This window comes from Pseudoroseicyclus sp. H15 (assembly GCF_054353345.1).
On sequence record NZ_JBTHJE010000005.1, the window covers coordinates 91,764 to 104,261 of the forward strand.

The 12,498-nt window shown below is 69.1% G+C and carries 13 protein-coding genes; 7 read left to right on the top strand and 6 right to left on the bottom strand.

All coding sequences use genetic code 11. The features are described 5' to 3' along the window. Window position 1 precedes the first annotated feature (1 nt). Both ACXN5S_RS11140 and ACXN5S_RS11145 read left to right on the top strand, forming a co-directional pair. Window positions 2–274: a hypothetical protein gene (locus ACXN5S_RS11140; protein ID WP_458605506.1), complete on the top strand. Its 273-nt coding sequence runs from the start codon at window positions 2–4 to the stop codon at window positions 272–274. Between the two features lie 11 nt (window positions 275–285). Then, complete coding sequence (locus tag ACXN5S_RS11145) at window positions 286–966, top strand: DUF1523 family protein (RefSeq protein ID WP_458605507.1); 681 nt, start codon at window positions 286–288, stop codon at window positions 964–966. 118 nt (window positions 967–1,084) lie between these two features. Here ACXN5S_RS11145 and ACXN5S_RS11150 read toward each other — a convergent pair whose 3' ends face one another. Both ACXN5S_RS11150 and deoC read right to left on the bottom strand, forming a co-directional pair. Next, complete coding sequence (locus ACXN5S_RS11150; protein WP_458605508.1) at window positions 1,085–3,418, bottom strand: aldehyde dehydrogenase family protein; 2,334 nt, start codon at window positions 3,416–3,418, stop codon at window positions 1,085–1,087. Continuing rightward, entirely contained in the window at window positions 3,418–4,425 is a 1,008-nt protein-coding gene (gene deoC, locus ACXN5S_RS11155) for a deoxyribose-phosphate aldolase (RefSeq protein ID WP_458605509.1), read from the bottom strand. Before deoC ends, ACXN5S_RS11150 begins: the two co-directional genes overlap by 1 nt. 399 nt (window positions 4,426–4,824) lie before the next feature. Here deoC and rpe point away from each other — a divergent pair, with 399 nt between their 5' ends. The 3 genes from rpe (at window position 4,825) to ACXN5S_RS11170 (ending at window position 7,378) form a co-directional block, all read left to right on the top strand. Beyond that, complete coding sequence (gene rpe / locus ACXN5S_RS11160; RefSeq protein ID WP_458605510.1) at window positions 4,825–5,487, top strand: ribulose-phosphate 3-epimerase; 663 nt, start codon at window positions 4,825–4,827, stop codon at window positions 5,485–5,487. 196 nt (window positions 5,488–5,683) lie between these two features. Further along, window positions 5,684–6,391, top strand: coding sequence for a response regulator (locus ACXN5S_RS11165; protein ID WP_458605511.1), 708 nt, complete (start codon window positions 5,684–5,686; stop codon window positions 6,389–6,391). Further along, the gene (locus ACXN5S_RS11170) at window positions 6,392–7,378 is read left to right on the top strand and encodes a sensor histidine kinase (protein WP_458605512.1); all 987 of its coding nucleotides are present in this window, start codon (window positions 6,392–6,394) and stop codon (window positions 7,376–7,378) included. Between the two features lie 367 nt (window positions 7,379–7,745). Here ACXN5S_RS11170 and ACXN5S_RS11175 read toward each other — a convergent pair whose 3' ends face one another. The 4 genes from ACXN5S_RS11175 to ACXN5S_RS11190 form a co-directional block, all read right to left on the bottom strand. Next, window positions 7,746–8,582 (bottom strand): NAD-dependent epimerase/dehydratase family protein, encoded by an 837-nt coding sequence (locus ACXN5S_RS11175; protein WP_458605513.1) that lies wholly within the window; start codon window positions 8,580–8,582, stop codon window positions 7,746–7,748. A gap of 29 nt (window positions 8,583–8,611) precedes the next feature. Further along, window positions 8,612–9,790: an NAD(P)/FAD-dependent oxidoreductase gene (locus tag ACXN5S_RS11180; protein WP_458605514.1), complete on the bottom strand. Its 1,179-nt coding sequence runs from the start codon at window positions 9,788–9,790 to the stop codon at window positions 8,612–8,614. Between the two features lie 172 nt (window positions 9,791–9,962). Continuing rightward, window positions 9,963–10,217 carry a GlsB/YeaQ/YmgE family stress response membrane protein gene (locus tag ACXN5S_RS11185; RefSeq protein WP_458605515.1) on the bottom strand — a complete coding sequence of 85 codons (255 nt, stop codon included), beginning with the start codon at window positions 10,215–10,217 and terminating at the stop codon, window positions 9,963–9,965. 150 nt (window positions 10,218–10,367) lie between these two features. Then, window positions 10,368–10,760 carry a rhodanese-like domain-containing protein gene (locus ACXN5S_RS11190; protein ID WP_458605516.1) on the bottom strand — a complete coding sequence of 131 codons (393 nt, stop codon included), beginning with the start codon at window positions 10,758–10,760 and terminating at the stop codon, window positions 10,368–10,370. A 129-nt stretch (window positions 10,761–10,889) separates the two neighbouring features. Here ACXN5S_RS11190 and ACXN5S_RS11195 point away from each other — a divergent pair, with 129 nt between their 5' ends. Beyond that, window positions 10,890–11,273 (top strand): hypothetical protein, encoded by a 384-nt coding sequence (locus tag ACXN5S_RS11195; RefSeq protein ID WP_458605517.1) that lies wholly within the window; start codon window positions 10,890–10,892, stop codon window positions 11,271–11,273. After that, complete coding sequence (gene dapE / locus ACXN5S_RS11200; RefSeq protein ID WP_458605518.1) at window positions 11,263–12,405, top strand: succinyl-diaminopimelate desuccinylase; 1,143 nt, start codon at window positions 11,263–11,265, stop codon at window positions 12,403–12,405. The genes ACXN5S_RS11195 and dapE overlap by 11 nt, the downstream gene beginning before the upstream one ends. The last annotated feature ends 93 nt before the right edge of the window (window positions 12,406–12,498 follow it).

The window sequence follows — 12,498 nt, forward strand, 5'->3', positions numbered from 1 at the left end:
GATGGGCTTTGTCATCTTCGTGCTGGTGTTCTTCGCGCTGCTCACGGTGATCTTCCTCTCCGTCAGCGCCTATTCCCGCTCCGTCCGGCGCGAAAAGCTGGAAAATCGCTGGGCCGAGGAGAATCCGGGGGCTGACCTCGATGACCGCGACGCCTATGTGGAAGCAGGCATGGAGAAATATTTCGCCGGGTTCCGGCGCCGGCTGATCCTGCTGATCTATATCGTGCCCATGCTGGCGGTCGCCGTCATCCTGTGGCTGACGAACACGAACTGAAGGGACAAGACATGCGCGCATTCCGGATCGCCTGGCGAGTGCTGCTGGTGCTGCTCGTGGGCGGGCTGCTGCACTACGCCCTGCCGCAGCAGGATGTGGCGCGCATCACGGGGACAGAGGTGATCCGCACCGATTTCTCGGGTCTAAACCGCATCTTCTACGCGCAGGCCGACAGCGGAAATGTCGACAACACGACACGCGATCTGCGGCTGATCAATACGGTGCGCAAGAAGACATATCTGTTCGGCCTGATCCGCGGGAAAGACCAGACGATGGTCTACCGTAACGAGGATACCGGCTGGATCTGGCCGCCCTACTTCAAGTTCGACTCATCCGATCTGCAGGCCCAGGCGCAGGATCTGGTGAGCACGGCGGCCGATCCCGACTGGGTGCTGATCCGCCACTACGGCTGGCGCAACCGCTTCCTGACCATCTTTCCCAACGCCACCAACATCCGCCAGATCGACGGGCCGGATGTGCGACCGATCCCGTGGTTCAACATCGGCTTCTTCATCTTCCTGATCATCGCCTTCCTGATGCTGCGCGCCATGTGGCGCCAGTTCCGCGAGCGCGGGCTCGATCCGGCGATGGAGCGGGCAGGGGACCGCTGGGACAGGGTGGAGGCCAGCGCGAAAGAGCGCCGCGGCCGCCTGGGTCGCTGGTGGGAAAGCTGGACGGGCCCCAAGAAGTAGCGGGCGGCGGAAACCATATGGTTTCCGCCCGCGATTTCCATATGGAAATCGCCGCCCCTAGGGCGCGGAAGTCGCGTGATTTCCGAAACGATTTTCGCGCGAAAATCGTGGCCCGGCCTCACTCGCCGTAGGGAATCCAGATCGTCTTCACCTCGGTCGCGGCCTCGAGGAAGTCCTCGCCCTCGCCGTCCGGTGTCGTGAAGTCGCGCTGCGTGACCCAGGTGCGCTTGAGGTTGCCGGCGGAGGCCTTTTCGATCCCAGGCGCGAGGGCAGGGTCGGAGAAGCTCCACACCGCGTCCACGTCCATGTGGCTCGCCAACGTCGGCGCGAGTTCGGAATGGTCGCCGGTGAGGATGTTGACCACCCCGGCGGGCACGTCGGAGGTCTCCAGCACCTGGTAGAAATCCGTCGCGGCCAGCGGGAAGGGCTCGGAGGCGACGAGCGTCACCCGGCTGCCCATGGCGATGGCCGGCGCCATCAGCGAGACGAAGCCGAGGAGCGGGGTGGCCGCGGGCGCGAGACCGGCGATGTTGCCGGTGGGGGCCTTCATCGCCAGCGCCACGCCCCGGATCGGCACGCCGGCGGCGCGGCCGTCGTAGCGGTCGGCCCATGCGGCGTAGGTGAAGAGGCGGCGGACGGCGGCCTCGACCTCTGCCTCGCCGGTGCGGCCGCCCTGCAGGGCGTCGAGCCGGGCGGCGAATTCCTCGGCGCGGGCGGAGAGGTTCTCGGCGATGTAGTAGAGGATCTGGGCGCGCAGATGCCCGATCGTCTTGCCCCAGCCCTTGGCGGCGTTCATCGCCTCGACGGCGTTGCGCACGTCCTTGCGGTTCGCGAGGGAGGCGTGGCCGAGGAGCGCGCCCTTCGGCCCGTGGATGGCGCGGGAATAGCCACCGTCGGGCCGGGCCTGCTTGCCGCCGATGTAGAGCTTCGCGGTGCGGTCGATGCCGCCCGCAGGCGCGCCGTCACCGGGATAAGCCTTGGGGGCCTTCGGGGAGGCGGCCAGCTTCGCCGGTTTGGTATAGGCGCGCAGACCCTCGGGTCCGCCCTCGCGGCCATAGCCGCTCTCGCGGAGCCCGCCGAAGGGGGCGGCGGCGTCGAAGAGGTTGGTGGCGTTGACCCAGATGACGCCGGCTTGCAGCTTCGGGGCCACGTCTAGGGCGAGGTTGACGTTTTCCGTCCACAGCGTCGCGGCGAGACCGTAGCGGGTGTTGTTCGCCAGCTCGACCGCCTCGGCAGGCGTGCGGAAGGTGGTGGAGACGAGCACCGGGCCGAAGATCTCCTCCTGCATCAGCCGGTCGGAGGGCGCGAGCCCGGTGATGAGCGTCGGCGGGTAGAAGGCGCCGTTGGCGGGGACGGGGCAGGCGGCGTGGTAGGTTTCGCCGGCGGTGTTGCCCTCGACCATTTCCTTGATGGTCGCCAGCTGCACCGGGTCGACCACCGCGCCGACGTCGATGCACTTGTCGAGCGGGTCGCCGATGCGCAGACCGTCCATCCGGCGTTTCAGCTGGGCATGGAAATCCTCCGCAATCGCCTCGTGCACGAGCAGGCGCGAGCCGGCGCAGCAGACCTGGCCCTGGTTGAACCAGATGGCATCGACCAGCCCCTCGATGGCGCTGTCGATATCGGCGTCGTCGAAGACGATATAGGCGGACTTGCCGCCGAGCTCGAGCGTTAGAGGGATGTTCCGCCCCGCCGTCGCCTCGCGGATCCGCCGGCCGACCTCGGTGGAGCCGGTGAAGGCGATCTTGTCGACCTCGGCCGCGACCAGCGCCTGCCCCGTCTCGCCGTCGCCGGTGACGAGGTTCACCACGCCCGGCGGCACCCCGGCCTCGGCGCAGATCTCGGCGAAGACCATGGCGGAGAGGCTGGTGTACTCGGCGGGCTTCAGCACCACGGTATTGCCCGCCGCCAGCGCCGGGGCGATCTTCCATGCCAGCATCAGAAGCGGGAAGTTCCACGGGATGATCTGCCCGCAGACGCCATGCGGCGCGCGGCCGGGCATCGTAGCTTCGAAGAGCTGGGCGGCCCCGGCATGGTGGTAGAAATGGCGGATCGCCAGCGGCACGTCGATATCGCGGCTCTCGCGGATCGGCTTGCCGTTGTCGAGGCTCTCCATCACGGCGAGCAGGCGCGATTGCTTCTGCATCCCCCGCGCGATGGCGTAGAGCACCTTGGCGCGCCCGTGGCCGCCAAGCTTCTCCCAAGCAGGCTGGGCCTTGCGGGCAGCTTTGACGGCAGCGTTCACCTCGGCGGGCGTGCACTTGGTGAGCCCGGCGAGGCGCTCGCCCGTGGCGGGGTTGCGGCTTTCCATATCGGCGCGAAGCTCGCCCCATTTGCCGCCCACCCACGGCCCGGCGATGCCGCCCTTCGCCTCAAGCCAGGCCAGCGCCTCCCTGGCGCTCTCGGGGGCGGGGCCGTACTCCATGCTCTCGAAGATCTCTTTGACAGACATCACGCCATCCCATGCCGCCAGCTCGCCGAATAGGCGCCGGTCACGTAGTGTTCCAGTTGCCGCTCGATGTCGCCCAGCAGGGACGACGCGCCGAAGCGGAAGAGGTCGGGCTGCAGCCAGCGGTCGCCCAGCTCGTCCTTCATCAGGGCGAGGTAGGTGAGCGCGTCCTTCGCCTTCGAGATGCCGCCCGCCGGCTTGTAGCCGACCTTCACGCCGCAGCGCGCCTCGTAGGCGCGGATGGCGCGGATCATGGTGAGCGAGACGGGCAGGGTGGCGTTGACGCCCTCCTTGCCGGTGGAGGTCTTGATGAAATCCGCCCCGGCCATCATGCAGACCAGCGAGGCGCGGGCGACGTTGCGCAGGGTGCCGAGCTCGCCGGTGGCGAGGATGGCCTTCACATGGGCGTCGCCGCAGGCCGCGCGCATCTCGGCCATCTCGTCGTAGAGCGCCTGCCAGTTCTGGGTGAGGACATGGCGGCGCGAGATGACGATGTCGATCTCGGCGGCCCCGGCGGAGACGCTCTCGCCGATCTCGGCGATACGCAGGCGGAAGGGCGAGAGGCCGGCGGGGAAGCCGGTGGAGACGGCGGCGACGGGGATGTTCGTGCCCTTGAGGGCGTCGACGGCGGTCTCGACCATGTCGTGGTAGACGCAGACGGCGCCGGTGGTGAGGCCGTCCATGCCGAGCGCATCGAGGATCTGGGGCGAGACCGGCTGGCGGGCCTTGGCGCAGAGGCGGCGGACGCGGCCGTCGGTGTCGTCGCCGGCAAGGGTGGTGAGGTCGATCAGCGAGACCGCCTTGCAGAGCCACGCCGCCTGGAACTCCTTCTTGACCGAGCGGCGGCCGGGGAGCGTCGCGGCCCGGCGCTCGATGGCCGAGGTATTGGCCTGGACGGAGGCGACCCAGTCGAGATCGAGCGGCATGCCGGGGTTGCGGGGCAGGTGTTCTCCGACCTGCGGCAACTGATTGTGCGCCGTGGCGGCGCGGGTGTCGTGGGTGGTGTCCATCTGTCGGCCTCGCGCGTCTGCCCGCAGGGAAGGTGGCATGGGGGCGGGCGCTTGGCAAGATTTGACCGTTTGGTCAAATTCGGGCGCAGGGCTGGCTTTGGCACGTCGCCGCTCGACGCCCGCCCGGAAACAAGCCGAAGGCGCCGGGCGAGCGCCTGCCCGTCCCGGCGAGCTGGCGCTCTGGTGAAGGCAGCGCATAGCCCTCTGCTAGGAGGGGTGTTGCAGGCATAAACCAAGAAGCGGCCCCGGAGCGGCACCACCCCACGGGCAGGCGCCCGCCCGGCGCTCGGGCCGAGGCGCGAGGGGAGGGCGGTGCAGGCAGGCTGCGGCGACAGGGCTCTTGTGATACATCTCTCGCTGCGGCATGGGCAGGGCCGGGCCGACAGGGAGGGTTTAACCATGGCATTCGACCGCAGCATCAAGATCGCGCCGTCGATCCTCTCCGCCGATTTCGCCCGGCTGGGCGACGAGATCGCCGCCATCGAAAAGGCCGGCGCGGACTGGGTGCATGTCGATGCGATGGACGGGCATTTCGTGCCCAATCTCACGATGGGGCCCAATGTCGTTGCCGCGATCCGCCCGCATGTGAGCACCTTCATCGACACGCATCTGATGATCTCTCCCGCCGACCCATACCTCGGCGATTTCGTCCGTGCCGGCAGCGACATGGTGACCGTGCATGCCGAGGCCGGCCCGCATCTGCACCGCTCGCTGCAATCCATCCGCGAGGCGGGGGCCAAGGCGGGCGTGGCGCTGAACCCGGCTACGCCGATCAGCCATATCGAGCATGTGCTGGACGACATCGACCTCGTGCTGGTGATGACCGTGAACCCCGGCTTCGGCGGGCAGGCCTTCATTCCCGCGATGCTGGAGAAAATCGCCGCCGTCCGCGCCCTCATCGGCGACCGGCCCATTCATATCGAGGCCGATGGCGGCGTCTCGCCGAAGAACGCCGCGGCCGTGGCTCAGGCCGGGGCCGATGTGCTCGTGGCGGGCTCGGCCGTGTTCGGGGGCGACTATGCCGAGCGCATCGGCGCGATCCGGGCGGCGGCAAAGGGCTGACGGCCCCTGCACGAGCCTTGCACAGGGCGTCTCACCGGTGTGCACGGCACGGCGCTATCCCTTTGGGAAAACGCCGGAGGGACAAGATGACCGATCACCACTTGCGCGGCACGACGTGGGAGCTGCATCTGCAGCCCTTCCAGAGGGCCGTCGCCCCGCTTACTCTGGCCGTCAGCACTCAGCCGGAGGCCCGCGCGTGACCCCGCTCATCCTCATCGTCGATGACGATCCCCAGATCCGCGAACTTGTGGGCATCGCGCTTACCCGCGCCGGGCTGGACCATGCCGAGGCGGCCGATGGCGCGGCGGCGCTGGCCCAGGCCCGGGCGCTCACCCCCGATCTTGTCGTGCTCGATATCGGCCTGCCGGAGCGCGACGGTCGCGACGTGTGCCGCGAGCTGCGCCGCGAGAGCGAAGTGCCGGTGATCTTTCTGACCGCCGAGGGTGACGAGATCGACCGGGTCGTCGGGCTGGAGCTCGGGGCCGACGATTACGTCACCAAGCCCTTCTCGCCACGCGAGCTGGTCGCCCGCATCAAGGCGGTGCTCAAGCGCAGCCAGCCCGCTGCGCCCGTCGCCGACGCGAAGGCCACGATCAGTCGCGGGGTGCTGGCGCTCGACACGGCGCGCCACCGGGTGAGCGTCGCGGGGCGCGACGTGGTGCTGACGGCCCGCGAGATGGAGCTGCTGGCCCGGCTGATGGAGCGGCCGGAGCATGTCGTCCCCCGCCCGGCGCTGGTGGATGCGATCTGGGGCACGAACGTCAATGTCTCCGACCGCACGATGGACAGCCACTTGCGCAATCTGCGCGCCAAGCTGGCCGAGGCCGGCTGCCCCGATGCGATCGACACGCTGCATGGCATCGGCATCCGCATGGGGCCCTGCCGGGGCGAGGCGCCGGCGTGAATGGGCGATGAACCGCGGGGCATGATCGGGCGGGGCATCCGCGTGAAGTGGCGCCCGTCACTGGCGCTGGTCATCGGGCTGGTGCTGGCGCTGGTGCTCTGCCTGCCCATCGCCGGGCTGCTGGTGCACGGGCTGCTCTCGTCACTTCTGGGGCCGGCCGGCGCAGCCATCGCCATCGGCGCGGCGGTTCTGGCGGCAACGGCACTGCTGGGCTGGGTGCTCTGGCGGCTGCTCTATCGCCCGATCCGCAGCCTTGCGGCGCGGGCCGAGGCGCTGGGCCGGGGCGAGGCGGGCGCGGCGGCGCCGCTGCGCCAATACGGCACCCGCGAGATGGAGCGGACGGGCCGCGCCGTGCTGGAGATGGGGCGCATCCTGATGGGCCGCGAGGCGGTGCTGCGCTCCTATGCCGACCATGCCACCCATGAGCTGAAGGCGCCGCTGACCGTGCTGCGCGGCGCCGCCGAGCTACTCGACGGCGATGACATCCCTGCGGAAGAGCGCGCCCGCCTGCTCGCCCGCATCGATGACGCCGCCGACAGGATGACGGCGCTGCTCGATGCGCAGCGCGCGCTGGCGCGGGCGCAGGAGCCGGTGGTTCGGGGGAGCACCCGTCTTGCCCCGCTGCTAAGCAGCCTGGCGGGGGACCATCCCGAGGTCGAGCTGGAGCTTGTCGCCGATGCGGAGCTGCCCTTGCCGGCAGATGGCATGCGCCTGGTGCTGGATCACCTCGTCGGCAATGCGGTGGCGCACGGCGCGACCCTCGTGCGCCTGATTGCGGCGCCGGACGAGCTGCGCGTAGCCGACAACGGGCCGGGTGTCTCCGGCGGCAACCGGGCGCGGATTTTCGATCCCTTCTTCACCACGCGCCGCGCCGATGGCGGCACCGGTATGGGCCTGCCCATCGTGCGCCGGATGCTGGAGGCGCATGGGGCCGAGATCGACCTGGCTGATGAGGGGCCGGGGGCGACCTTCGTGATCCGGTTCTAAGGGGGAGGGGGCCGTCCCTGGGCCTTTGTCGAGCGAATGGGGCGGTGTTGTTTGCTGCCGGGGCGCCGTCGCCGCTGCTTCCCTCGCGCGGAATCAAGGCCGCAGGCCGCCGCGCGAGCGCCGGCCCGTCCCCGCGTGCTGGCGCTTTGGCTGGGCTTGGTGCTTCGCGGTGAGCGGGGAGGGGCTTTGCGGGCATAAAGCGCGCAGCGGCGCCGTCGGGGCGCCACCCCACGGGCCGGCGTGAGGAGGCGGTTCTTGTGGCAGATGGGTCCTGGAGCAGCCGGAGGGGCGGTGGGGTTAAACACCATCCTGCGGCGTAACTCGCGGACTCGGCGTGGGATCGAACGGAGCCGTGGCCCCCGCGCCCTTACGCCTTGCCCTCTGTCATCCGGCGGATGGCGTCCACGCCGCTCTCGCCCAGCGGCACCTTCGCGAAGGGGCCGCCCAACTTCGTCAGGCCCATGTCCTGCGCGTCGGGCTGCTTCGCCGTGGCCTCGATGCGCTCGGCCCAATCCTCGGCATCGTCCTGCGGGCGGTAGCCGAGGAAGGAGGCGGGGGCGTTGTCGACCGGGCAGCGGGTGTTGGCGGAGACGCCGAAGATCGTCGTGAAGCCGGTCACCGGCGCCTTGATCGAGGCCATCACGAGGCGGCGGAGGTCGCCGTAGCTGAGCCACGTGCTCAGGGCGCGCAGGTTGTTCGGGGCGGGCTCGCAGGTCAGGATGCGGATGCAGACGGCCTCCAGCCCGCGCTTCTCCCAGTACATCCGGCCCATGTCCTCGGCGAAGCACTTGGCGAGGCCGTAGAAGGTATCCGGGCGGTGTGGGCCATTGCAGGGGACGCCGGCGTTGGTGTCTTCCATCCCGACGGCGTGGATCGAGCTGGCGTAGATCACCCGGCGGCAGCCTGCGCGGTGGGCGGCTTCCCAGATATTGTAGGCGCCGATGTAGTTGGGGCCCAGCAGCTCTTCGAACGGCTTTTCATCCACGATGGCGCCGAAATGGACGACCATGTCGGCGCCCTCCAGCAGCGGCTCGATCTGGCTCATCTCGGCGAGGTCGGCCTTCACCCATGTCTCGTTGGGCAGCAGCTCTTCCGGGGCGTCGGCAATGTCGGTCGAGAGCAGCTCGGCGGCCTGTCCGGCGAGCATCTCGCGCAGCTGCATGCCCAGATTGCCGCGGGCGCCGGTGAGCACGATCTTTCGCATGGGGAAGTCCTTCTTCGGGTGGTGTCTCTTCAGATGATGGCGTCTTCCACCACCCGCGCCCCGGTGACGAGGCGGGAGACGGAGAGGGCGGAGAGGTCGAGGCTCTGGTAGCTGCCGGTGGTGATGAGCTCCACCAGCCCGCGCCCAATGCCGGCGGCCTGTTGCAGCCCGTGCCCCGAGAAGCCGTTGGCGAAGTAGAGGTTTTCTGCGCCGGGATGCAGGCCGACAAGGGCGTTCTGGTCGAAAGTGTTGTAGGCGTAATGGCCTGTCCAGAATCGCAGCACCCGCAGCTGCTCGAAGGCGGGGATGCGGGTGGCGAGCGCGGGCCATAGCCGCTCTTCCCAGAGGTCATGGGCCATCGAGAAGTCGTCGGGCGCGGCGGCGACGTCATCCTCTGGCGCGCAGCCGACCATGAAATTGGCGCCGTCCTGGCGGACGTGAAAGCCGGTGGGATCGATGGTCAGAGGCAGCTTGGCTGCCAGCGGGGCGGCGGCGAATGTGAAAGTGTGGCGCCGACGCGGCTCGACCGGCAGGTCGATGCCGGCCCAGCCCGCAACGGTGGCGGCGCGGGGGCCGGCGGCGTTCACCACAGCGCCGGCGGCAACCGTCGTGCCATCGGCAAGCTGCACGCCGGTGACGCGGGCGCCGTCCATCTGCAGCCCCACCGCCTCGCCCACAGCCCATTCCGCGCCGATCTCGCGCGAGCGGCGGCGGAAGGTGGAAAAGAGCGTGGCGCCGTCGAAATAGCCCTCACCTTCGGTGCCATGGCTGCCAAGGATTACACCGTCCAGATCCATCCAGGGGAAGCGCGTGGCGAGCTCCTCCGGCCCGCAAAGCACCGTTGCAGCGCCGAGGCTGTTCTGCAGCTCGGCCCGGGCGCGCAGGCGGGCGGCGCCGTCCTCGGTGCTCGCAAGGTAGAGATAGCCGAAGGGGTCGAGCGCGGGGGCGGGGGCGTCTTCCTCCATCACCTCGGAGAAATTGCGCAGCAGTTCGAGCGTCGCCTGGCTGAGGCGGATGTTCACCTCGGTGCCGAATTGCAGGCGGATGCAGGAATTGGTGTGGGTGGTCGAGGCGCCGGCGTAGCTCGGGTCTCGTTCCAGCACGAGCACGCTCAGGCCAGCCCGCGCCTTCATCGCCCAGAAGGCGATGGAGGCGCCAAGCATGCCGCCGCCGATGATGACAAGGTCGTAGCTCTGGCGCGTGGGCATCGGCGACTCCGGGCTGGGCCGGAGCGCAGACTAGGAGGTGGATGCCGCGGGCGAAAGAGGCTCGGGCAGCCCAAATCAGAAAACCCCCGCCGTGACCGGCGGGGGCATACCAGAAGAACTTGTTACCAACGGCGAGCCGCCCGGTTTCCCGTCGGCAGCGCCTCGTGCGCCGTCAGGTACGGCTGCGGAACATTCGGCCGATCCAGATCAGGATACAGGCGCCGACGAAACCGATGATAAGCTGGCCGATCCAGCCACCAAGGGTCTCGCCGATGATGGCGAAGAGGATGGCATTGAGGACGAGCGCCCCGACGATGCCGAGAATGATGTTCATCAGAAGCCCCATATTGGACTTCATGAACTGCTCGGCGAGCCAGCCAGCGATGCCGCCGATGATGATGGCGGCGAACCAACCTATTCCAGTCATGTGAGTAAGACCCCGCGGGTTTGTATGAGCTTTCTTAACCGGCACACCGGTTGTAACGACTCTGTTAACGTTACGTTGGCGTCTGAGTTCCATCGCGGGGAAATTAGTCGGACGTGCGCCCGTCTGGTAAAGCAGCCACAGTAGGCCCTCTCACCCCTTGCGGGGCCGCTCGGCCACCGGGCCGCCGGCGTCGCGCCAGCCGGAGAATCCGTCGGCGATATGGCTCACGCCCTCCAGCCCCATCTGCTGCGCCGTCTGCGCGGCCAGGGCCGAGCGCCAGCCGGAGGCGCAGTAGAACACATAGCGCCCGCCCTGCTGGAATTCGGCATGGGCGTAGGGGCTTCCAGGGTCGAGCCAGAATTCCAGCATGCCGCGCGGGCAATGGAAGGCGCCGGGGATCATCCCCTCGCGCTCCAGCTCGCGCACGTCGCGCAGATCGACGAAGGTGACGCCATCCTGCCCGTGCAGGGCCAGCAGCTCTGCCGCCGGGGCATGGGCGACCTCGCGGTTCGCCGCCTCCACCATGTCCTTCACCTGCCGCATCGTGCCCTCCCGGCTTGCCGATGGTGCCGAGCATGGGCCTTGCCGCGCGGTTTGTGAACGGGGCGCGCCAGTTGACATGGGGCAGGGCCGCCGCCACCAAGGGCGCGCATTTTCCCGGGGGGCCAGAGCATGGCGAAGAACGACGCGGCCAAGACGCCGGGCGCAGCGAAGCCCGCCAAGAAAGAGCGCCGCCAGCAGGTCTATACCCTGCTGGTCGAGGTCGGGCGCCGCGATGGCGACGGCCTGCCGAAAGAGGCCACGGGCGCCGCGCTGATGGTCTATGCCTCGGGCATCGACGAGGCCGAAGCGGTGCGCGAGACGGTCGCCATCCTCAAGCAGGCCGACATGGCGCCGCTCGACGTCTCCGGCTACGGCACGCTCGATGAGCGGCTCGCCGAGGGGCACGACATCGAGGCCGAGGAGCGCGCGCTGATGGAGCGGGCGCTGGCCGAGAACGCTGTGATCGTGGCGCAGATGACCCCCTTCTTCGAGGACGAGACCGATGACGACTGATCCCGTGGCCCTCACCCAGGCACTGATCCGCTGCCCCTCTGTCACGCCGGAAGAGGGCGGGGCGCTGGTGCTGCTGCAGGAGCTGCTGGAGGGCGCGGGCTTCGAGTGCACCCGCGTCGACCGGGGCGAGGTGAGCAACCTCTACGCCCGCTGGGGCGCCAAGGGAGCGGCGAAGAGCTTCGGTTTCAACGGCCATACCGACGTGGTGCCGCCAGGCGATACCGGCCTCTGGAGCGTCATGCCCTTCGCCGGTGAGGTGAAGGACGGCGAACTTTGGGGGCGCGGTGCGGCCGACATGAAGAGCGGCGTTGCCGCCTTTGCCGCTGCAGCGGTGGATTTCGTGCGCGAGACGCCACCCGACGGCGCGGTGATCCTGGCGATCACCGGCGACGAGGAGGGTGAGGCCGATGACGGCACCATCGCCCTGCTAGACTGGATGGAGGCCGAGGGCGAGCGCATGGCGATGTGCGTGGTGGGCGAGCCGACCTGCCCGGAGGCCCTGGGCGACATGATCAAAATCGGCCGGCGCGGCTCGATGAACGCGGTGGTGACTGTGACAGGCCGGCAGGGCCACAGCGCCTATCCGCATCGCGCGGTGAACCCGCTGCCGGCGCTGGCGGCGCTGGCCGACAGGCTGGCCTCGGAGCAGCTCGACGAGGGGTCGGACCATTTCGACGCCTCGACGCTGGCCCTGACCTCGATCGACACCGGCAACCCGGCGACCAACGTGATCCCCGGCGCCGCAAAGATGAAGCTGAACATCCGCTTCAACGACCACCACACCGGCAGCGCGCTCACCGAATGGCTGCGCGGCGAGGCCGCGGCGGTGGCGGAAAGCTTCGGCGTGACCATCGACGTGGCGGTGAAGATCTCGGGCGAGAGCTTCCTCACGCCGCCTGGGCCGCTGAGCGACCTCGTGAGCGGCGCGGTGCAGGCGGTGACGGGCGTGACGCCGACGCTGTCGACGACCGGCGGCACCTCGGACGCGCGCTTCGTGAAGGCGCATTGCCCGGTGGTGGAGTTCGGGCTCGTCGGCCAGACGATGCACCAGGCCGACGAGCGCGTGGCAGTCTCGGATATCGAGGGGCTGAAGGCGATCTACAGCCGCATCCTGCAGGATTACTTCGGCTAGGAGCCGGCGTAGCCGGGCAGGCGTGGGTTCCGGCTTCGGGCCGGGGAGAGCCTGCTGAGAGGCCGTTTGCTGGCAGGTCTGCGGCGTGATGTA

What these genes read in the sequence shown, in the direction of transcription:
- ACXN5S_RS11140 (WP_458605506.1), top strand. Translation starts at nt 2, where the DNA reads ATGGGCTTTGTCATCTTCGTGCTGGTGTTCTTCGCGCTGCTCACGGTG.
- ACXN5S_RS11145 (WP_458605507.1), top strand. Translation starts at nt 286, where the DNA reads ATGCGCGCATTCCGGATCGCCTGGCGAGTGCTGCTGGTGCTGCTCGTG.
- ACXN5S_RS11150 (WP_458605508.1), bottom strand. Translation starts at nt 3,418, where the DNA reads ATGTCTGTCAAAGAGATCTTCGAGAGCATGGAGTACGGCCCCGCCCCC.
- deoC (WP_458605509.1), bottom strand. Translation starts at nt 4,425, where the DNA reads ATGGACACCACCCACGACACCCGCGCCGCCACGGCGCACAATCAGTTG.
- rpe (WP_458605510.1), top strand. Translation starts at nt 4,825, where the DNA reads ATGGCATTCGACCGCAGCATCAAGATCGCGCCGTCGATCCTCTCCGCC.
- ACXN5S_RS11170 (WP_458605512.1), top strand. Translation starts at nt 6,392, where the DNA reads ATGGGCGATGAACCGCGGGGCATGATCGGGCGGGGCATCCGCGTGAAG.
- ACXN5S_RS11175 (WP_458605513.1), bottom strand. Translation starts at nt 8,582, where the DNA reads ATGCGAAAGATCGTGCTCACCGGCGCCCGCGGCAATCTGGGCATGCAG.
- ACXN5S_RS11180 (WP_458605514.1), bottom strand. Translation starts at nt 9,790, where the DNA reads ATGCCCACGCGCCAGAGCTACGACCTTGTCATCATCGGCGGCGGCATG.
- ACXN5S_RS11185 (WP_458605515.1), bottom strand. Translation starts at nt 10,217, where the DNA reads ATGACTGGAATAGGTTGGTTCGCCGCCATCATCATCGGCGGCATCGCT.
- ACXN5S_RS11190 (WP_458605516.1), bottom strand. Translation starts at nt 10,760, where the DNA reads ATGCGGCAGGTGAAGGACATGGTGGAGGCGGCGAACCGCGAGGTCGCC.
- ACXN5S_RS11195 (WP_458605517.1), top strand. Translation starts at nt 10,890, where the DNA reads ATGGCGAAGAACGACGCGGCCAAGACGCCGGGCGCAGCGAAGCCCGCC.
- dapE (WP_458605518.1), top strand. Translation starts at nt 11,263, where the DNA reads ATGACGACTGATCCCGTGGCCCTCACCCAGGCACTGATCCGCTGCCCC.